Here is a 21674-nt window from a genome sequence, read left to right as displayed (position 1 = left end):
TTACCCTTTACTTAATTTTCATATCTTCACGTTCAGCCATTACTCTATCAACCAAACCAATTTTTTTAGCTTCTTCAGAGTCCATAAATTTATCTCTTTCCATCATTTCTTCAATTTTTTTTAATGAATTTCCAGTATGTTTTTCATAGATCTGATTGAGCTTTTTTTTAACTCGTAAGATTTCATTGGCATATATCTCTATATCTGTTGCTTGACCCTGATAACCTCCTGATGGCTGATGTATCATAATTCTTGAATGAGGCAAAGAATAACGTTTACCTTTCGTGCCAGCTGCAAGTAATAGAGAACCCATAGATGCAGCTTGACCTATGCACAAAGTTGAAACATCTGGTTTTATATACTGCATTGTATCATAAATTGACAAGCCGGCAGTTACGATACCACCTGGTGAGTTAATATACATATAAATATCCTTATCAGGATTTTCTGACTCCAGAAACAAAAGCTGTGCCACTATTACGCTAGCCATACTATCTTCAATAGGACCAGTTACAAAAATTATTCTTTCTTTCACCAGCCTTGAGTATATATCATAAGCACGTTCACCACGACTAGTTTGCTCAATTACAATTGGTATAAGAGTCATACCCTTTTATTAAATATTATTAATATTATTAAATAATTTTTTTAACTCTCTTACAGAAACAATCTGCTCTCTTTTATTAACCTTTTCCATTATATAGTCTGTAACTTTATCCTCAAGAGCTTGCCCTTCAACTAACCCATGAAATTGCTTGTTTGAGTTTAAATACTTTACTACTTTATCGAATGGCATATCTTTATTAGTATAGCGCTTCATAACAACACTCAAAATATCATTTTGAGTTAAAGAAATTTTATGTTCTGTACTAAACTTCATAAACAATACTGCAAGCTTTACACGTCTTTTAGCCTCTTTGCAAGAATCATCTTTAGGATTTAATAATTCCCCTTTTATCTTTTGTTGTTCTTGTTTTACTATATCCATAGGTAAACCAAAACTATAATTAGCATCTAAATAATCAAATAACTCCTTTTTAATTAAAAATTCCTCCATTTTTTTACAATGATCACTAATTGTTTTTTTAGCATAATCCTTTAGCAGTGAATAATTTTCAAACCCCATTTTTTTAGCAACTTCATCATCATTTCCAAACCTTTGAATAACTTGAATATCATTAACTAAAACAAAAAAATCAGCTTCCTGTCCTGCAAGGGAAATTACTTGGTAACTTTCAGGAAATTTTAACTTAAAATTTTTTGTTTCTCCTTTTTTCATACCAATTAATTTATCTTCAAAACCATTAATAAATGTTCCTGAGCCTAAAATTACCTTAAAATTTTTATTACTTCCTCCCCGAAAAAGCTTATTCCTAATTCTCCCTTTAAAGTCAATGACTAATTTATCACCATTTTGTGCTTGATAAGAAATATTATTGATAGAAATGAAATCAGGAAATTTTATCTTGATAGAATCAATAAATTCTTTTATATCTTCCTCTTCAATTTTCGCCTCAATTTTTTTTAAATTTATTTTATCAAGGTCTATTGCTGGTATCTCTGACATCGATTCAAAAGATAATCTATATATAAAATTACCTTTTTCATCTTTTTTGTCTGGATTTGGTAATGATATAATATTAACCTTAGGATAAATATGAGATTTAATACCAATTTTTTCCATCAAGTCACTAGAACAATAGTCAATCGCATTGTTTACTACATACTTTAAAGCTTCACTTTTATAGTTTGTAACAACAAGATCGTAAGGCATTTTCCCGGAGCGAAATCCAGGCAATTTCGCATTTTTTGCTATTTCTTGTAATCTAGAACCCATTTTCTGTTTTATATAATCGCTACTTACTGTAATTTCATACTCATGTTTAGGTTTACCTATAACTAATTTTCTATAGGTATATATATTACTGAGTGCATTTATTTTAACTGTACTTTGAGATATATCGCTAGGCATTTAATTTATTTGTAAGTATTTTATCACTTTTTAACAAAGTTATTTTACCAGAATTTAAGTTAAATACAATCCTTAAGAATAGGTTTTTTACATAAATATTAAAGTATATTTTATGATTAAAAATATTCTTTTAAACTCCAAGTCATATAAGTGCGGATAGAGGGACTCGAACCCTCACGAACAAGAAGTTCACTAGAACCTAACTCTAGTACGTCTACCAATTCCGTCATACCCACAAGAATTTTTCAGTAGTTTGTAGCAGTAATAAAAAAATATTTTTGCTCTACTTTTCTGATAAAACTCCAACTTTAAAATTAGTATGGCCTAACACAAGTTTAAGATAACGCTTAAATAATACAGTCAATTCATAATAGAGTTGACTTAAGTAAATCTAAATCATCTACAATAAAATTGTAAACTGTTACATCAAAATATTCAAGATCTAAAACCTTAACTTAATATGAGTATTTACATAATTTAAAAAGCTTATTAATATATTTCTACAAAAATTCTAAACCTTAAAATCAATGATGAAACTAATAGTAAACTTCTTACTTGCAATTTTTTTAATTACCCAGAGTGGATGTACAACTTTTATAATAAGTAGTGTAGTAGCTACAACAGCAACGGCAGTAGCAATGCAAGATAAATCATTAGGAAATATTGTCGACGACACAAGTTTGATAATCAGAATCAATAAGGGTCTCTTAAAACATGGGCTATTTTCATTTGTAAAGGTAAAAGTAAGTGAAGGAAGAGTGTTATTGATCGGAAATGTTGATTCACCAGAAAAACAACTCATAGCAGAGAAGATAGCTTGGCAAGGAAAAGAAGTTAAGGAAGTGATAAACGAAATAAGAGTTACACCAATCCAAACAACCTCTATACTTGATACTATTATAGATAGTATGATAACAGCAGAAATAAGGACAAGATTTTTAAGAAAAAAGAATATCAAATCGATTAATTATAGCATTAACACGGTTGATGGAGTTGTTTATTTGATGGGTATAGCTCAAAATAAGTCAGAACTAAAAGCAGCAATAGCAATTGCAAGAAAGGTTAAGGGAGTAAAGCAAGTTATAAGTTATGTACGTTATAGGCATAGTAAGTTAAGACGTTAATATGGGCTAAGTTTTTAAGTGATAAATTTTTTTGAGAATAAAATATCATGAGAATCGCTTTTCAAATAAATGAAAACATAAATTTTGAAACTGATACTACATTTGCATTGATAAAAGAAGCACAGAGAAGAAAACACGAAATTTCTATCTATGTTCCTAGTAATTTAGCACTAAAGCTAAATCAGCCAGTTGCTTTTGCCCAAAAAGTTAGCACTAATGATTACCATTTCACCTCTAAAAAAGAGGTAATAATCAATTTGAATGAAATAGAGATTATATTTATTAGACAGGATCCACCTTTTGATATGCGTTATATTACAACTACCTATATTTTGGAAAAGACTAATGCTTTAGTAATAAATAACCCAACAGAAATAAGAAATCATCCTGAAAAATTAATTACTTCATTATTTCCAGAACTAACTTTACCGACTTTAATCACTGAAAATATATCGATGATTAGAAATTTTTATCATAATCATAACAAAAATATTATTTTAAAACCATTATATAACTATGGTGGAAATGACGTAATAAGAATAAATGACGAAAGCAATATTCAGGTAGTAATGGAACTCATGATTTCAAAATATGAATGTCCTGTAGTCGCTCAAGCGTTTTGTAAAAATATAAATACAGATAAAAGAATATTGTTACTCGATGGTCAACCCATTGGAGTGATGAAAAGAGTTCCAAAATCTAGTGAAGAAATTAGAACAAACTTACGGCTTGGGGCAAGTTTTGTACCTGTTGAAATGAGTGATAGAGATAATGAAATCTGTAATAAAATTGGTCCTGAACTAAAGAAAAGAGGGTTAATATTTGTCGGTATTGATATTATAGATGATTTCCTCCTTGAAATTAACACAACTTCGCCTACAGGCGTAGTTTATATTAATAAACTATATGATATAGCATTAGAAAAAAAACTATGGGATGTATTTGAAGAAAAAGCAAACAGGCACCATACCAGTCAACAAAATTTATGAATTATTGCCTTAATAAATTTATTAACTCCATTTTTTACTTTTATTTTCCTAGTATTATTAGCCATGTTATGTAACTTTTGAAAGTTTCCTAATAAATCAATCAGTAAGTCTCTTAATTTTTTTTTGGTTTCGCTATCTTGTTGAACTACTACGGCTGCTCCCAAACCTTCAATATATTTTGCATTGTAAAATTGATGATCATCTTTTGAGTGAGGATAAGGAATATATATAGCAGGACGTTGAGCAAGAGTAATTTCTGATATTGAAGTAGCTCCTGCTCTACTAATTATTAAGTGAGCACTTGCTAGTCTACTTTCTATATTTTTAAAAAATTCACTCAATTCGCTATTGAACTTTTCATTTTTATATAAGCTTTGAACCTTATTTATATTTTTTTTAGTACACTGCTGCATTATTTTAAGTTTACTTTTTATTTCAATAGGTAAACTACAAACTACGTCACTTATTACATAGTCAAAAAAACTTGAACCTTGACTAGCTGCTATTATTAATATGTTCAAGCTTCCTTTTGAGGAAGGATAAGAATAACTTTTAGGTTTTATATAAACAAAATTTCCTGTAAAAATGCATTTATTTCTCTCCACATATTTAGTTTCTGAAAAGCTGGTTGCAATTAACTTTGCACTACTGAGAAAAAATCTATTCACTCTTCCTAAAAGGATATTTTGCTCATGTAAAATTATAGGTATAGAGAAAACCTTTGCTGCAAGAAGAGTTGGAAAAGTAGCATAACTACCAAAACCAATAACTAACTTTGGCTTTAACTTCCTTATTCGATATAAAGCTAATATGAAGCTATATATTAACAAAAGAAAAAATTTAAATTTATTATTGCTTGGCCTACATACTGGCAAGGTATAGCTTTTTACATCTATATTTTTATCTGTTTTTTTATTAGTAAATAATATACAATTATATCCTCGTAACTTTAGTGCTTTTGCCAATGTTATAGCTGGAAAAATGTGTCCACCTGTTCCGCCTGTTGCTAAAATAATATCCATTTATAACACAGTAAGCAATTAATGATACTAAATTGTTGACTATTATTTAATAACTTGCACCTAAAATTTTACTAAATTTATGCAGAAACTATAGAGACTTACAACAACAGCATTAAAGCAGTATTAAAGGAATATATAATTCTCAAGAATAAAAAGCAAAAAAAAAAAGCTTAAAAGTTATTAAAAAGCTATAAAGAAAGTAGTAAAGTCAAGCTACTTGAATAGCTCATAATTCAAAGTACACAATGCAACTTATCTCAAGAAGTTAATTCCAAAGCAGTGAAATGGAATTATTTAACTGTTCAGAGATTCATTATCTGCAGCAAGAACTGATTCATGTATCAGTTCTGAAATAGTTGGATGAGGAAAAATTGTTGATTTTATATCAAGATCTATTGCTTCTATTTGCTTTGCAAGAACAAAATTACTAATTAATTCTGTTACTTCTGCTCCTAATAAGTGAGCTCCAAGAAGTTCACCTGTTTTTTTATCTATCACTGTTTTCACTAATCCTTCAGTCTCACCTAGTACAATAGACTTGCCATTAAAGTTGGGGTAAGATTTTCCTACTTTTATATCATATCCATTTTTAACTGCCCTTTCTTCAGTCAGACCAACACTAGCTATTTGTGGGTAAGAGTAAGTACAATTTGGTATACATTCTTTTCTTAATATATTAACACTTTTACCAGCAATTTTTTCAACACAAACTATAGCTTCACGACTTGCTTTGTGTGCCAAACATGGGGGGCCAGTTACATCACCTATTGCATATATATTGGGTTCATATGTCTCATACCATCTATTAGTTTCAATAAAGCCAAAAGGATCTAATTTAATTTTTGTATTCTCTAAACCTATATTTTCAGTGTTTGCTTGAACACCGACTGCAACGATTACTTTATCAAATTCTTTATTTTCACCACTACTTAACTGTACTTTAACAGAACCTTTATTTTTAGTAATAGTTTTTACACTATTGTTTGTATATATTTTTATTCCCTGTTTCGTAAATAGCTCTTGTGCTAAGTCTGAAATATCTTTATCTTCCAAAGGTAAAATAGTGTCCTTTATCTCTATAATTGAGACATCAACTCCTAAAATACTACAAAAACTTGCAAATTCTATTCCAATTGCACCAGATCCTACAATTAGCAATGATTTTGGTAGCTTATTTAAAGCTATAGCATGTTGTGCATTCCATATTAAATCTCCATCTACCTCTATCTCAGGTAGGTTTCGTGCTCTTACACCTGTTGCTAAAATGATATGCCTAGAAAAAATTTCTTGCTCTTCCTCGCTACTAAAGATTTTTATAGTACGATTACCTGTAAGTTTACCAAAACCATGATAAACTTTAATGTTATTTTTTTTTATTAAATAAGCCATACCATTTGCTAATTTATTAACAATACTTTTTGAGTATTTTACTATTGATTGTATGTTAAAGCTTAGATCCCTTACTTTTATACCAAATTCTTCCGATCTTTTTATGATTCCATATACTTCAGATACTTTAAGTAATGATTTTGTCGGTATACATCCACAATTTAAGCATATACCACCTAAACTTTTTTCTTTTTCAATAATTGCAGTTTTAAACCCAAGCTGCACTGCTCTGATTGCTGCAATATAACCTCCAGGGCCACTACCTATAACTGTGATATCATATTCATCCATTGTTTTTTTTATAACTTGAAAAGTTATATGTATAACAAACGAAATCAATATAATCAATGATATTATTTCCTAGAACCTAAAATAAGTAACTTACATAAAGAATACTAAATATTTAGTTATTTTGGTTTGAGTAAACTAAATACTAAATACACATAAAATTATAAAAATTGTTCAACATCAAGTTGAACTTAGTATTATGTTGTATTTTTTTTAAATGTAAAGAAGAGAATATCCTCATAATTTATAAAACTGTTTTCTAAATGGTAAGTTTTTTTAAAATTTAGAGATACCAGCTGTTATAACGAAAGCAGTAAAAGTGTTGACATCATAGCATGTATTATTTTTCAATTTTACAATTATAGAAATAACACTTTCAAAAAAAACTTCCTTATCTTAAGTTTACTGCTGAAGTCATTAAAAAAAGTTCTCTTTATAAATAACTTAAGCTATACTATAAATATTCAATACTTTGTAATGTGATTATGCCAAATTTTAAAAATAATTCCTACTTTTATAGTGATAATATAAAATTTATAGAGGAAATGTATAGCCGTTACTTACAAGGTGATGAATCAATTGGAAAAGATTGGTATAAAATCTTCTCAATTAATACAAAAGTTAATACTACTTATAGTACACAACATTTTATCAAGATAAATAATTCAGTTTCCAGCTTACTAAACTTTTTTAGATCTTACGGTCATTTTTTTGCAGACCTTAATCCGTTATCTTTAAGCATAAATAAAGAAATAGATTATCAAAGATACTCGAACTTTTCTCTAACACATGATGATAGCAAAATTTATAGAGATATTTATTGTAAAAATATAGGTTTTGAATTTATGCATATTTCCTCTTATAAAGAGAGAATGTGGCTACAAGAAAAAATTGAAAATCAAATCTATACACTGAGCTCACAAGGTAAAAAGAAGATACTGAAACACTTAGTTGAATCTGAGATGTTTGAGCAATTTCTCCATGTAAAGTTTCCAGGGTATAAACGTTTTTCTATCGAAGGTGGAGAATCAGTTATGGTTGCAATCGAGAAAATTATTAATGACTCTACAACTTATGGAATTGAAGAAATAGTTTTCGGTATGGCTCATCGTGGACGACTTAACGTTCTAACCAAGATTATGGGAAAGGGATATACAGCAGTTCTATCTGAATTTCAAGGCAATCTTGCACATCCAGGTGATCTTGAGGTATCTGGCGATGTTAAATACCATTTAGGTTACTCATCTGATCGTACACTTGCTGACGGCAAAAAAATACATTTAAGTTTATGCCCTAACCCATCCCACCTTGAGGCAATAAATCCAGTCTTAGCTGGGAGAGTGAGAGCTAAACAAAAAATAAGATCTGTACTTGGAGTATCAATTCATGGTGATGCAGCTTTCATAGGTCAAGGAGTGGTTGTTGAGACTCTAACCTTAAGTAACATTAAAGGTTATAAAGTTGATGGTATCGTACATATTATTATTAATAACCAAGTTGGTTTTACTGTCAACTCACACTGCACACGGTCATCTTTTTATTGTACTGATATAGTAAAACTCATAGAGGTTCCAGTATTTCACGTAAATGGAGATAACCCAGAAGCTGTCAGTTTTGCTACAAGTCTAGCAATGGAATACAGACAAAAATTTAAAAAAGATGTGATTATTGATATAATATGCTATCGTAAATATGGTCATAATGAAGGTGATGAACCTAATCTTACTCAACCACTTATGTATAAAGTAATATCAAAACATAAAACTCCAGGAACGATGTATGAAGAGAAGTTAATTGCAGAAAAAGTAATAAGTAGTAGTGAAGTAGATAATTTACGCAGTAAATTTAGAGCAAAGTTAGATAAAAGCTTTATTGCATCAGTAGCTTATACTCCAAAAAAGGCTGACTGGTTTGGTGGAGTATGGTCAAAATTTAGGAGAGCAAGATTGAATGATTTACATGAATATTACACAGACTCCGGTATATCACTAGATGAGTTAAAAAAATTAGGTATACATATAAATAGCAATATGCCAAACAGTTTTAATATTAACAGTAAAGTTAAAAAAATACTAGATGTTAGAATAGATAGTATAAATTCTGGTAATAATATAGATTGGGCAACGGCTGAAAGCCTTGCGTTTGCATCACTTCTTATAGAAGGAGTGGAAGTTCGTTTATCAGGACAAGATTCTAGTCGTGGAACTTTTTCGCACCGTCATTCAAAACTTATTGATCAGGTAACAGAAGAAGTGTTTATTCCATTAAATAATATAAATAATGAACAGGCTTACTTTGAAGTTATAGATAGCACTTTATCGGAGTATGCTGTAATGGGTTTTGAATATGGATATAGTCTTGATTCTCCATATTCATTAGTACTGTGGGAAGGACAGTTTGGTGATTTTGCAAATGGTGCACAAATCATAATTGACCAGTTTATTACGTCTGCAGAAACAAAATGGTTACGATCTAGTGGTATAGTTTTACTTCTACCTCATGGATATGAAGGACAAGGGCCTGAACACAGTTCAGCACGTATAGAAAGGTTTTTACAACTTTGTGGAGAGGATAACATACAAGTAGTTAATTGTTCTACTCCGGCAAACTATTTTCATGTTTTACGTAGGCAGATTCATCGAGATTTTCGTAAGCCTTTGGTGGTATTTACACCTAAATCGTTACTACGCCATAAAAAAGCAGTTTCTAACTTGTCCGACTTTAAGGGAATGTTCCTTGTGGTAACTCCAGAACGAAGAATGGGCTTAGTTTCAGATGACAAAATACGCAAAGCTATAATATGTAGTGGTAAAGTTTATTACGATATAATTGAAGCATGTGCAGTACAAAAAATAAATAATATAGTAGTAATACGATTAGAGCAATTTTACCCATTTCCGTTTGATAAATTAAGAGATGAACTTGGAAAATATAAAAATGCTGAAGTCATATGGTGTCAAGAGGAACCAAAAAATATGGGGGGATGGTTTTTTGTTAATCCATTGATAGAGGAAGTATTGCTCGATCTTGATATTCAAGCAAAAAGGCCTAAGTGTATTGCAAGACCTGCTGCTGCATCTCCAGCATGTGGTTATGCTAGTGTTCATATTCAGCAACAAGAGGAAATTTTAAAGCAAGTGATTAAGTAATAAGCAGTTTTATTTTAATTTAACTATCTTTTAAAAGATAATGAGAGTTAACTGAATTTCAGTTTTACAAAGAGAACATTACTTTTTATCTTTTATTCTTACTTCTTATTTAGTAACTATGAAACCAAATTCATGAACTATGTTATATTTTATATGATAGATAAACTAATGAGTATTTCATACTAGCTTAGTTGACGTCACTAAAAATTTAAATTCTTAGTGACTATAAAGTATATTTTAATAATTTTCATTTCTATAAATAACATGGATTTTTCTTTATTGAAAAGTTAAAATAAATTTGACTAAAAGAGTTACTAAACTATTATATATAATGATAACGTAAAAGCTCTATAAGGAGAGTGTCAATATCTAAATCACCCATACAACTACTAGTAGTGTTTGTATCCTACTCATTATTATACTTAAGTTTACTTGTATAATCTGGTAAAGAATAAAATTTATGCTAATTATCATAGTATTATTTATAACTCAATTCATCCTATTCTTGCATAAAAGATTTAAATTAATTGTTCTTATAATAAAGATATTTCTAATTATTAATAAGGGATATATCACCTATTCTTAATTACCTACTAAAAGTTTATTATTGTTAATTATCTACTGAATTTTACGTTACTAATTAATTATTTAATATTTACCTTTATATGGTTTTACAATAGTTAAAAAATCTTATAGTTATAATTTTAATATTTTTGTTTCCTGAAAAGAAGAGGGAAGATAATATTTTATTTTTCATATCATATTGCTAAATTTACTTAGTTATATTCTAGGCAACATAATTCTTTAATTAGTTAATTTTCTCAAAAAATTTTTTAAAATTTATTAAGTTTATTACAGTGTACATAACATAGCCAATGTTATGTAGAGAAAGAAGATACAGGAAGTAACTATATTACTTTTCTGTAAAAAGTAAGATAACCTTAATTTAAGGGTTAAAACTCTGCAAAATTATTACTTATGGTATAAATTTAAAGTTTTTATGACATAATCCAGTTTATGAGATATAAAAATACATCGTATTAAAACTAAAATTTAATGTGTTACGTTACTTACTTTTTTTAAAAGAGTTCTTAAAAGTAGCAAATTATAGCATTTTAGTAAATTATATAGTTTACTGTGTAAAAATTTAGATTTTAATAATATTTAGCAGTATATTTTAAACATTAAATATAATAAAATTGATATATAGGTACTAAATCTTATATATAGGAATATGATATAAGGTAATATAAAATTTATTGAAAAGTCTAGAGTTTTTTTAATAAATCCCATCTTTAATTGAAAAAGAGATAAAAATGCTTTAGAAATAAAGTATAGTAGTCATATATATTGATTTTAAAAAGTTTTTTTCTCTTAAAAAGAACAAAACAATTTGTATAGAAAATAGAATTAAGGAAATGAATATACTAGCATTAATGATTATAGATATAATTTTTTAAAACCCATGCTTTAAAATTAAATATATCATGAATACACTAAAAATTTTACTTTGAGTTATGTATAATAGTTTGTGTGACTTCATTAAAGTTTTAGAGGAAAAAAAAGATTTAATTAGAATTAAAAAGGAAGTTTCGACAGTTCTTGAAATGACAGAAATTCATCGTAGAGTTTTATTAAATAAAGGACCAGCAATTATTTTCGAAAATGTTATTACAGAAAACGGTAAAAATTCAATTCCTGTTATGGTAAATTTATTTGGCACTATTGATAGGATAGCCCTAGGATTGAACATAAATCCTAATAAACTAAGAGAGTTTGGTAAATTTCTAGCATTTTTACAATCTCCTGAGCCACCAAAAAATTTTAGGGATATTATAAAAATGTTTCCTTTGTTAAAGGTTGTATTATCGATGCAAAATAAAGTTATAAATAGAGCTCCATGTCAAGAGATAGTCCTAACTGGAGATGAGGTAGACCTTAAGATACTACCTATTCAAACATGTTGGCCAAATGAACCTGCACCGCTTATTACTTGGCCAATTGTGGTAACAAAAGGACCGACAGAAGACAAACAAGATAATTTTAATCTCGGTGTATATCGTATGCAAGTTATAGATAAGAAAACAACTTTGATGCGCTGGCTTACACATCGTGGAGGAGCAAGCCATCATGAACGATGGAAAGAAAAAAAACAAAATATAAAATTCCCTGCTGCTGCTGTAATTGGCAATGATCCTGCAACACTCATTTCTGCTGTAATTTCATTACCAGAAACATTATCAGAATATCAATTTGCTGGATTATTACGAAAAAAACCCCTTGAACTTGTAAGTTGTAAAACTATACCACTTCAAGTACCAGCTCATGCAGAAATTGTTTTGGAAGGCTATGTGAGTTTGGATAAATATCAAAATGAAGGTCCATATGGAGATCACACAGGTTACTATAATTCTATTGAAAGATTTCCTGAATTTAATATTACTGCAATCACAATGCGTAAAAATCCAATTTATCTCAGCACTTTCACTGGTAAGCCACCAGACGAACCATCAATTCTTGGTGAAGCAATCAATGAAATCTTTATACCGATTCTTATCAATCGATTTCCAGAAATAATAGACTTTTACCTGCCTCCAGAAGGGTGTTCCTATAGAATAGCAGTAGTATCAATTAAAAAATCTTATCCTGGACATGCAAAAAGAATTGTTATGGGTATACTCTCCTTTCTAAAACAGTTTTTATACACAAAATTTATTATAGTTGTTGATAATGATATAAATGTTCGTGATTGGAAAGAGGTAATATGGGCAATTTCAACAAGAATGGATCCTATACGAGATACTATTATGATAGAAAATGCCCCAATTGATTATTTAGATTTTGCTTCTCCTGAAAGTGGACTTGGAGGTAAAATAGGATTTGATGCAACAAACAAAATCCCACCTGAAACTAAACGGAAGTGGGGAAAAAAGATTGAGATGAATGAAGAAATAGTAAGAAAAGTCACGGAGAAATGGAAAGAATATGGGTTAATAAATAATTAAATATAATTAGTCTATATTTGGTGTAAGTTGTGAAATTTTTATACCCTTTATTTTTATTAGCATGTTTTTATCTCTGTTATTATACAGATCATATATTTTCACCTTGTCCAAGAGCTACAGTTTGCTTTTCACCTGAAGAAGACTGTGCTATACCAGTAATCAATAAAATAGATCAGTCTAAAAAATCTATTTTACTTCAAGAATATACATTCACTCTTAAAACAGTCGCTGATGCTTTAGTTAAAACAAAAGAACGTGGCGTTGATGTTAAAGTTATTTTAGATAAATCGCAACTTTATTCCAAACATAGTGTAATAAATGAATTGTTTGTAAATGGAATACCAATTTGGATTGATCACAAACCCAAAATTGCCCATAATAAAGTAATAATTATTGATAACCAAATAGTTATTACAGGATCATTTAACCTTAGTAAAGCAGCTGATAAAAGTAATGCAGAAAATTTATTAATAATTGAAAATTATCCTGAATTAGTTCAACAGTACATAAAAAATTGGAAAACACGAAAGTCACAATCTTATAAATATACTGTTTAGATTTTTCAGAAAGTGAAATTTTTAGTTGATTAATATATAATCATTTTCAGATATGTAATATAAAAAAGATTATAAAGGTATTACCTTAGAATGTAGTTTAGATAAGACATATAAATTCCTATTTTGGAATTATCAAATAAAGTTTCTCTTCTTATTAAGAAAAATACAAAAATAAGCTTATAATTAACTAGAAAAGAATTAAGGATAGTGTAAAAGTTTAACAAAAAAATGTAAACATAGAATTATTATAAATAATATCCATATCCATGGTAATGATAAAGCCTTAACACTTATATAAATATAGTATTTACTATAATTTAAGATAAAGTTTAAGCATGGTACTTATAAAAAGTAATAATAATTCTTAGTTTTAGTCAAAGTTTAAAATATATTTTATTTCATGTTTTCTCTTTTGTAAAACGTTAAATCCAAATCTGGAAAATTAAATAAAGCACTCGCCAAACAGTTCACTGATGCTCAATTTTTTTCAACCATATAAATAAAAACAAAAACTACTTCCTAACAACGTTTACCATATATACGAATAGTAAAGACATTCAGTTATTTTTAATAATGTGATTAAATAAAAAGGTACTACATAGTTGATTTTATTTTTAGTGATTGTTGGTATATCTACTCTAATTATTTAAGTTTTATCTACTTATGAACTAAAATATACTTATATCATGATAATTTTCAAGATTAAAGTAAAGAGTAGAAGTAAATTGATATTATATGTTCTCATTTCTTTTCCATTTAATAAAACTATTGAACATCAAGAGTATTCATGAATCAGTAAGAAGAAAAGTATCTTTACCATAAATTAAGGTAATGTCATTTTAGTATATTTAAACACTAAAATTTCTATTATGATATTAATATTATCACAACTACAAACTGCTACGTATAGATATATATTAAGTGAAGCTGTGAGTAGATTTAAAAGTCAAAACAGATAAATAATTTCTTACTTATCTTGAGTAAAAATTATGATCGAGTTGCAGTAGAATTTAAAAAAAACTATTAATTATTAATCCTACTATCAGTTTAAAATAATTCTCTAATTTACTTTTTTTAGCTTTATAAAATTCATTAATTATTTATAATTCGTGCATTGAGTATATCTCTATACTTAACATTAAGGTCAATTAAATGTAACTTTAATTATTTAATAGCTTATTAGCCATTATTTTTAGTTTAAAATATTAACTTCTACATTTTCTAGAGGAGTAACTCTAACTAACTTTTACAAAAATAGATATTTTGCAGCCTTTTCTGTTTTTTCACAAGTCCTATTATGTAGTATGGCTAAAAATTTAATCTAATCAAAAGCTTTACTTAAACATTTTTTTTAACTGATTGATTTCATCCGCAAAACTTGAGTCAGTTTTTATAAAATTTTCTATCTGTTTTACTGCATGTATAACAGTAGTATGATCTCTGCCACCAAAGCTTCTTCCAATATCTAGAAGACTTTTTTGCGTAAACTTTTTAGCAAAATACATAGCTACTTGTCTTGGCCTGACAAAACCACGTAGTCTTCTATTAGAATGCATATCTGCAACTTTTATATTAAAGAACTCGGCTATTTTTTTTTGTATTTCTGCTATTGTAATTGGCTTATGGTTTGATCTGAGAAGATCTGCTAGGGTTTCACTAGCTGACTCTACTGTCATACTTCTTCCAATCAATAAAGTATGAGCAACCTTATTTAAGGCCCCCTCCAATTCTCTTATATTAGACTTTATATTTCTTGCTAAAAATTTTAGGACATCATCAGGAACATACATGTTCATTTGTTCCATTTTGGCCTGCAATATACCAAGTCTTAACTCAAAAGTTGTTTCATTAATATCCACTACCAATCCCCAACCAAGCCTAGACTTTATCCTTTCCTCTACTCCATCAAGATCGCTAGGAGATCTATCAGCAGAGATAACCAACTGCTTATTTTGATCTATTAGCGCATTAAAAGTATGAAAAAATTCTTCCTGTGTACTATCCTTACCACTAATAAATTGTACATCATCTACCATCAACACATCTACTGATCTAAATTGTTCCTTAAATAACATAATATCTTTGCTTCGTAACGCTGTAATATATTGGTACATGAATTTTTCTGCTGATAAATATACTACTTTTCTTTTCATTGGAAGAGAATTAATGATGTACCAAGCTATAGCATGCATTAAGTGTGTTTTACCAAGCCCCACTCCACCATATAAAAAAAGAGGATTACTCCCTGATATTGGATCTATAGAATCTGCTACACGTTTTGCAGCTGTAAATGCTAATTCGTTCGGTTTTCCTACTACAAAATTATTAAAAGTAAGTCTTGGATCTAGCGGCGAACCAAGACTATGAGCACTTTCTTCCCTATTTCTTACTACATTATTGGAGTTTAAATCGTTTCCACCGACCACTTGAATATCAATAGAACGTATATTTTTATATTCACTTTGCCATAATGATAATATTTTTTCCATATAATGAACTGTAACCCATTCCTTTATAAATCTTGTTGGTACAGATAATAAAACTTCTTCATTACTACTACTAACAAATTTAAGTGAGCTTAACCAACTATTATATGTTGCTTCCCCATAAAGATTATAAAGACAATTTTGGATTTTTTCCCAAGCAATATTGTAATTCGTTACTGTAATAATCTGATCAAAAAACATAGAGAAACCTTAGAGTTAATCAAACTCATATACTACACCAAGAAAAAGTAATAATTAGAAAAACATCAAAGCTAATCAATTGCCTGCTGCAAAGCAAAAAGCTAAATACTATTCAACACACATTAAAAATTATGGTGATTTTTAATGAGTTGTAAAGGGTATAAAAACACTAAAACTGATCATTTTTTCTTAAAAATAAACCTTTTTTGATTTCAAGGATTTGTAATGTACTAAAAAATAAATTGACTATGGATGTAATCAACTTAATATAAACTTACTAAAGTAAATTTGTAAACATATTGAGTAATTTTAATTATTATATTAAGTTTGGTATTGAATTGGAATTTTATATTGAAGGAATAGAACAAGAGTACTTATTTCTTAATAATATTAAAGATAAAATAGCTTTACTTGGATTTTTCTGTGAGAAAGAGTATTCTATATATCAATATGAAATCAAAAGCGGTTGTTATATAGACTTTAATGACTTAATTAAGCATTTTGAATTAGTAAAAGAGTTAATTATTGAAACAGCACAAAAACTTGGTGGTAATGTTTCCTTTAAAGCAAAACCATATTTAGATAGAGCAGGTAGTGCATTAAACGTACATGTTAATTTAATTAATCTACATAATAGCAACCTATTTTATTGTAGTGAACAGAAGTTCAGCGACTTCTTAATTCATAGCATTGGTGGGTTATGTGCTATGATGAAAAAAGACATGATATTTTTTGCTCCTAGTGAAAACTCATATCTTAGATTTCAATATCCAGATATCCATACTCCAACTACAGTCAGCTGGGGTGTAAACAATAGAACTACTGCAATTAGAGTTTTAACTTATAATAATCAATGTCGATTAGAACACCGAATTCCCGGGGCAGATTGTAATCTCGAAAAAGTACTTACAGCTATAATCAGATCTATTATTTTTGGCATAGAAAATAAAATTAACCCACCAAATAGAGTATATGGGGTCGCATCTGACCCTCAATATAAAATGGAAAACTTAACATAAGCTCTTACCACTACATATAAATTTTTTATTTCTTTATTACTAGAACCATAATATATACAATAATTTATATATTTTTTTGCAGAAACAGGAAAATTAAGAAACATATTTATTGACTCTTCAATTAAAGTCTATTTGTTGATGCTCAAACGATAATTTTCTCGACCTTTATTGTACTATTATATAGCATCCATTGTATTTTGCATGCACGAATTTTTACTCACTTCCTTTTACTTTCATCAAAGACTCTATTCATTATATATCAAATATTAGATTTAAAAAATGCCTACTGAACAAAATTTCTTTTATTTCTTATAAAAAATATATTAATTATATCACATTATCTTTTTGAGTACGATTTTTTCTTCAATTTTTTTCTTATTGTTAAAACCATTTTATATCTACTTTGATATATTTTTCTATTTTATAACTTTTTAATTCTTTACTCAATTTGTTATATGCTATAAATCAATTCTTTTGAAATTAATAAGTTTACTAATAATGAAAGTGCAGTGGGTAATATTCTTCACTTTTGATTAAGTAAAAATATATACCTTTCTACATTAAAATCCTATTACTAAAAATTTCTTTATAACTCTTATACAAAAGAATAAGTTTCAAAATTAGACCTTATTTGCTTCAATAATAACTTTTCCTTCTATATAAATAGATATCATCACTACTTTAAAATTTTCATCATAGTGATAACTATTTCACTTTTACTATTTATAACATATACTTATACTATTAGTAAAACTACTTGTTTTAAAATATCTTTGACAAATTAAGTTTTATTATTTTAATAATATATCTTTTCTAAAGTTTATAACTTTTTCTTTCAATTAATCTTGATATAAATTTAATAAAATTAAAAAACACTACAAGCTTCAAACTTAAACTAATTTTTTTACTCTTTTATCATATATAAATCAATCATCTCATAAATATGTAATATAAAACTTTATTTTATTAAAAATAATCAATTAAAATATAAGGCATTTTTAGAAAGTTTAAAATCCCTAAGCTTAATAACATCCTCTCTTTTTGGGCTAGTTGAAATTAGATAGATTGGCACGCCTATTAATTCTTCCACCCTTCTTATATATCTTATTAAATTTTTGGGTAATTCTTTAATTAATCTTTTACCTTGAGTACTTTCCTTCCAGCCAGGAAATTCTTCATATATTGGCTCTAATCTCCCTTGTATTGAATACGATGCAGGTAAATAATCATATATTTTTCTATTGTACTTATAACCAGTACATATTTTAATTCTGTCAAAAGAATCAAGAATATCTAATTTAGTTAATACAACACATGAAACTCCAGAAAGTTGTACTGCTTGACGTACTAAAACTGCATCAAACCAACCACAGCGTCTTTTTCTATTACTTACAGTTCCAATCTCCTTACCTATAGAAAATAAGCTATCTCCAACCTTATTTTTTTGTTCAGTAGGAAACGGACCATTACCTACCCTTGTAGTATAAGCTTTTGCCACACCAATAATATTGGCGTTGAAAAAAAAACCTGAGCCTATTATTGCTTGTGATGCCACGGTATTACTTGAAGTAACAAAAGGATATGTTCCATGATCAATATCTAAAAATGTCCCTTGAGCACCTTCAAATATTATTTCTTTACCTTCTTTTGTAAGATCATTTAGTATTCTCCATACTGATTTCTTATACGGAAGAATTTTTCTTGAGATTTCTTTAATTTCCTTTAATACTTCCTCTTTTTTTATTACCTGACAACTGAGACCTTGTCTGATAGCATTATGATAACTTAGAAGAATATCAACCTTTCTATTAAGCTCATCCGTACTTTCCAAGTCACAAAGACGTATAGCTCTTCTTCCAATTTTGTCTTCATAACATGGTCCTATTCCTTTATTTGTTGTACCGATTTTGTAATTTCCATTTAAATCTTCAAATAATTTTTCTTTATCTTTGTGTAAGCTGAGTATTAATGGGCAACTTTCAGATACCATTAAATTTTTAGGGTTAACATCTATACCTCTAGTTTTTAATAACTCTATTTCTGAGATTAAAGCATGTGAATCAAGAGCAACACCATTTCCTATAATAGATATCTTGCTTGTCCTTAAGATAGCGGAAGGCAACAAATTTAACTTATAAACCTCGCCATTTGCTACTATAGTATGCCCTGCATTATTTCCTCCTTGAAATCTCACAACTACACCTGCATTTTCAGAAAGATAATCTACTATTTTGCCTTTACCTTCATCACCCCATTGTAAACCAATAATTATAATATTATTCATCAATATCTTCACGAACTTACACATAAATATTAATGTAGCACACTATGAATGCAAGGAGTAAATAGATCTGTCATAGTCATATAAGTTATTAGCAATTAATTTAAAAAAAATACTTTCTATTCCTTTATTTCCAAAGCTAAATATTTATTTTTTAATTAACACAAATTAAACGATAGAAACTTATTTTAATATTGACAAATACCTTAAGTGAAAAATTCTTACACCTCAAAAAAACTTCAGAATAGTAAATTAATAGAAATAACTTGAGTAAATTACCTTTTCAAGTATTTTACAAGACTGAATTTTCTTTATTTAGTTTTTTAAATTTTTTTTTATAATTCTTGTTATTATATATTTTCTATCAGTAATTTTTTGCTAAAGTAGATAATTATATAGTAATTTATTATATAAATTATCTTAATAATTCTCAAGCTTTATAATTAAGTATATATTTTCTTATCAAATATACTACTTAATCATTGTACAGATTTATATAAAGTATCAAAATTATAAAATGGCTTACGCTTTAATATTATACAATATGCTTGCTATTAATTTATCTATTAAAAATATAAGAATAAAAAAGTACTGTACCAGCATCCAGTTAAATTCAGAAAATTATTAAAATTTCCTCAAATTACTATAATGATAAATATCATTTATTCGAATATCAAGATAATAAAATAATAATTCTTATCTTGATACTAAAACATTAGAATTTCTTTTATCTAAACATCGGAATTAAAATATAACTTTTCCTTTTTTTGACTAAAATTAAGTTTTTGAATTCTAGAATGCCAGTTATTCAATATATAACTTTTATTTTAATATTTTTGTATTAATAAATTTTTAAACTGAATAGCTAATTTTTTAACTTAGTTAAAATTTAGATCAATTTTTACCATTAGGCTTTAGAATACTTTCTAGTATGTTCGAGCAAGTAATATATACAAACCGCAGTTGTAGAACATATAACTGTTAATAACGCGTTTGATAAAACACCGTAAGAAAAAAATTTTCCTATTATATATATTCCAATAGCTCCAAACATCATATTACAGAACGAAAGAACTCCACTACCAAGTCCTATACCTTTAATTGTTTCTAATGCAAAGGTTACATTATTGCTTATTACAAGTGCAAGACCCATATTACTTGGAATCCAAATAGTTTGAAGTACAAACATACTCAACTTATTTATAGAATAAAAATATGCCAGTAAACTTTCAGGTATTATTGGTAATACTAAACCTATTATTAACATTCGACTAATACCTATTTTTGATACACACTTTCTATTAATGAAAGTTCCAATTATGAAAAATATAACTATTATTGATATGAAATAGCCAAAATACTGTACTTCAATACCCATAGACTCAAATATAAAAGGATAATTAGCAACATATGCCCAAAGCCACATAAATGTTAGTCCATGAATAGTTGAAAATCCAAGAAAACGATAATTTTTAAACATCGATATATACTGCTTGAAAATATCAACAATTAAATTAGCCCCTCTAGTTTTATTCTTATTTACAGTAAGAGTTTCTTGTAACTTAAAATAAATAAAAATGAATATGATAATTGCTGCTAGTGATATGATAAAAAATAAAAATTTCCAGTTATAGCCGTGTGAAATTATATAACTACCTACAACTGGAGCTATTCCAGGTGAAAGTGCTACTACCATATTTAACTGTGAAATCACTCTTGAATATTCATTACCTGAATACATGTCTCCTATTGCTGCATATCCCACAACACCTGCAACGCCAGCTCCTATTCCTTGTATAAGACGCATTAATATTAAAAGTATAATATTATTAACTATGCAACACATAACACTGGCCAAAGTAAAAACTGCCATACCGATCAGCATAATAGGACGCCTACCATAGTGATCAGATAAAGGACCATAAATTAATCCAGATATTGCAAATCCAACTAAATTTAAGCTGATTGTAAGCTGCACTACACTACCTTCTACCTTAAAATAATTAGCAATACTTGGCAATGCTACTGAGTATAGATCAGTTGCCATATCAGCAATTGCTATAGATAATATCATGATAAAAGAGATAATATTCTGTATTGCCACTTAATGATTCTGAGCTATGAGCTTTATTATAATCAATTTTCCTGAATAGTACATAGTTTATCACTACTAGAATGAAAATAGTCATTTG

Annotated in this window: 12 protein-coding genes, 1 tRNA gene and 1 pseudogene; 6 read left to right on the top strand and 8 right to left on the bottom strand. The window is 28.0% G+C overall.

All coding sequences use genetic code 11. From position 1 onward, the window contains the following. Positions 1-7 precede the first annotated feature (7 nt). The 3 genes from clpP to GOY14_RS01775 form a co-directional block, all read right to left on the bottom strand. Entirely contained in the window at positions 8-607 is a 600-nt protein-coding gene (gene clpP, locus GOY14_RS01785; RefSeq protein WP_175809590.1) for an ATP-dependent Clp endopeptidase proteolytic subunit ClpP, read from the bottom strand. A 9-nt stretch (positions 608-616) separates the two neighbouring features. Next, positions 617-1972, bottom strand: coding sequence for a trigger factor (gene tig, locus GOY14_RS01780; RefSeq protein ID WP_175809589.1), 1356 nt, complete (start codon positions 1970-1972; stop codon positions 617-619). Positions 1973-2123: 151 nt separating this feature from the next. Then, a tRNA-Leu gene (locus GOY14_RS01775) sits at positions 2124-2208 on the bottom strand. A gap of 294 nt (positions 2209-2502) precedes the next feature. Between GOY14_RS01775 and GOY14_RS01770 the strand changes: the two genes are divergently transcribed. Both GOY14_RS01770 and gshB read left to right on the top strand, forming a co-directional pair. Next, positions 2503-3096, top strand: a complete 594-nt coding sequence (locus GOY14_RS01770; RefSeq protein WP_175809874.1) for a BON domain-containing protein — start codon at positions 2503-2505, stop codon at positions 3094-3096. 47 nt (positions 3097-3143) lie between these two features. Beyond that, positions 3144-4085 carry a glutathione synthase gene (gene gshB, locus GOY14_RS01765; RefSeq protein ID WP_175809588.1) on the top strand — a complete coding sequence of 314 codons (942 nt, stop codon included), beginning with the start codon at positions 3144-3146 and terminating at the stop codon, positions 4083-4085. Here gshB and GOY14_RS01760 read toward each other — a convergent pair. Both GOY14_RS01760 and lpdA read right to left on the bottom strand, forming a co-directional pair. Next, positions 4070-5107, bottom strand: coding sequence for a UDP-N-acetylglucosamine--N-acetylmuramyl-(pentapeptide) pyrophosphoryl-undecaprenol N-acetylglucosamine transferase (locus GOY14_RS01760; protein ID WP_175809587.1), 1038 nt, complete (start codon positions 5105-5107; stop codon positions 4070-4072). The two genes, gshB and GOY14_RS01760, sit on opposite strands and share 16 nt — an antisense overlap. A gap of 294 nt (positions 5108-5401) precedes the next feature. Further along, complete coding sequence (gene lpdA, locus GOY14_RS01755; RefSeq protein ID WP_175809586.1) at positions 5402-6787, bottom strand: dihydrolipoyl dehydrogenase; 1386 nt, start codon at positions 6785-6787, stop codon at positions 5402-5404. 482 nt (positions 6788-7269) lie between these two features. On the opposite strand from lpdA, the gene GOY14_RS01750 reads away from it, so the two are divergent. The 3 genes from GOY14_RS01750 to GOY14_RS01740 all read left to right on the top strand — a co-directional run bounded on the left by GOY14_RS01750 (position 7270) and on the right by GOY14_RS01740 (position 13495). After that, positions 7270-9933, top strand: coding sequence for a 2-oxoglutarate dehydrogenase E1 component (locus tag GOY14_RS01750; RefSeq protein WP_175809585.1), 2664 nt, complete (start codon positions 7270-7272; stop codon positions 9931-9933). Between the two features lie 1517 nt (positions 9934-11450). Then, positions 11451-12938, top strand: a complete 1488-nt coding sequence (locus GOY14_RS01745; protein ID WP_175809584.1) for a UbiD family decarboxylase — start codon at positions 11451-11453, stop codon at positions 12936-12938. Between the two features lie 29 nt (positions 12939-12967). Then, entirely contained in the window at positions 12968-13495 is a 528-nt protein-coding gene (locus tag GOY14_RS01740) for a phospholipase D family nuclease (RefSeq protein ID WP_175809583.1), read from the top strand. A 1334-nt stretch (positions 13496-14829) separates the two neighbouring features. Here the strand turns inward: GOY14_RS01740 and dnaA are convergent. After that, a pseudogene (gene dnaA, locus GOY14_RS01735) lies at positions 14830-16211 on the bottom strand (chromosomal replication initiator protein DnaA). A gap of 267 nt (positions 16212-16478) precedes the next feature. On the opposite strand from dnaA, the gene GOY14_RS01730 reads away from it, so the two are divergent. Further along, entirely contained in the window at positions 16479-17201 is a 723-nt protein-coding gene (locus GOY14_RS01730; RefSeq protein ID WP_175809873.1) for a type I glutamate--ammonia ligase, read from the top strand. Positions 17202-18177: 976 nt separating this feature from the next. Here GOY14_RS01730 and GOY14_RS01725 read toward each other — a convergent pair. Both GOY14_RS01725 and GOY14_RS01720 read right to left on the bottom strand, forming a co-directional pair. Beyond that, positions 18178-19485, bottom strand: coding sequence for an adenylosuccinate synthase (locus tag GOY14_RS01725; protein ID WP_175809581.1), 1308 nt, complete (start codon positions 19483-19485; stop codon positions 18178-18180). Between the two features lie 904 nt (positions 19486-20389). Continuing rightward, positions 20390-21586 carry a Bcr/CflA family efflux MFS transporter gene (locus GOY14_RS01720; RefSeq protein ID WP_458694621.1) on the bottom strand — a complete coding sequence of 399 codons (1197 nt, stop codon included), beginning with the start codon at positions 21584-21586 and terminating at the stop codon, positions 20390-20392. Between the last annotated feature and the right edge of the window lie 88 nt (positions 21587-21674).

Source organism: Wolbachia endosymbiont of Dipetalonema caudispina, assembly GCF_013365495.1.
GTDB lineage: Bacteria > Pseudomonadota > Alphaproteobacteria > Rickettsiales > Anaplasmataceae > Wolbachia.
Note: the sequence above shows the minus strand (reverse complement) of the source record. Positions and strands in the feature narration are given on the sequence as shown.

Coding starts and splice junctions, on each gene's coding strand:
- clpP (WP_175809590.1), bottom strand. CDS start 607: ATGACTCTTATACCAATTGTAATTGAGCAAACTAGTCGTGGTGAACGT.
- tig (WP_175809589.1), bottom strand. CDS start 1,972: ATGCCTAGCGATATATCTCAAAGTACAGTTAAAATAAATGCACTCAGT.
- GOY14_RS01770 (WP_175809874.1), top strand. CDS start 2,503: ATGAAACTAATAGTAAACTTCTTACTTGCAATTTTTTTAATTACCCAG.
- gshB (WP_175809588.1), top strand. CDS start 3,144: ATGAGAATCGCTTTTCAAATAAATGAAAACATAAATTTTGAAACTGAT.
- GOY14_RS01760 (WP_175809587.1), bottom strand. CDS start 5,107: ATGGATATTATTTTAGCAACAGGCGGAACAGGTGGACACATTTTTCCA.
- lpdA (WP_175809586.1), bottom strand. CDS start 6,787: ATGGATGAATATGATATCACAGTTATAGGTAGTGGCCCTGGAGGTTAT.
- GOY14_RS01750 (WP_175809585.1), top strand. CDS start 7,270: ATGCCAAATTTTAAAAATAATTCCTACTTTTATAGTGATAATATAAAA.
- GOY14_RS01745 (WP_175809584.1), top strand. CDS start 11,451: ATGTATAATAGTTTGTGTGACTTCATTAAAGTTTTAGAGGAAAAAAAA.
- GOY14_RS01725 (WP_175809581.1), bottom strand. CDS start 19,485: ATGAATAATATTATAATTATTGGTTTACAATGGGGTGATGAAGGTAAA.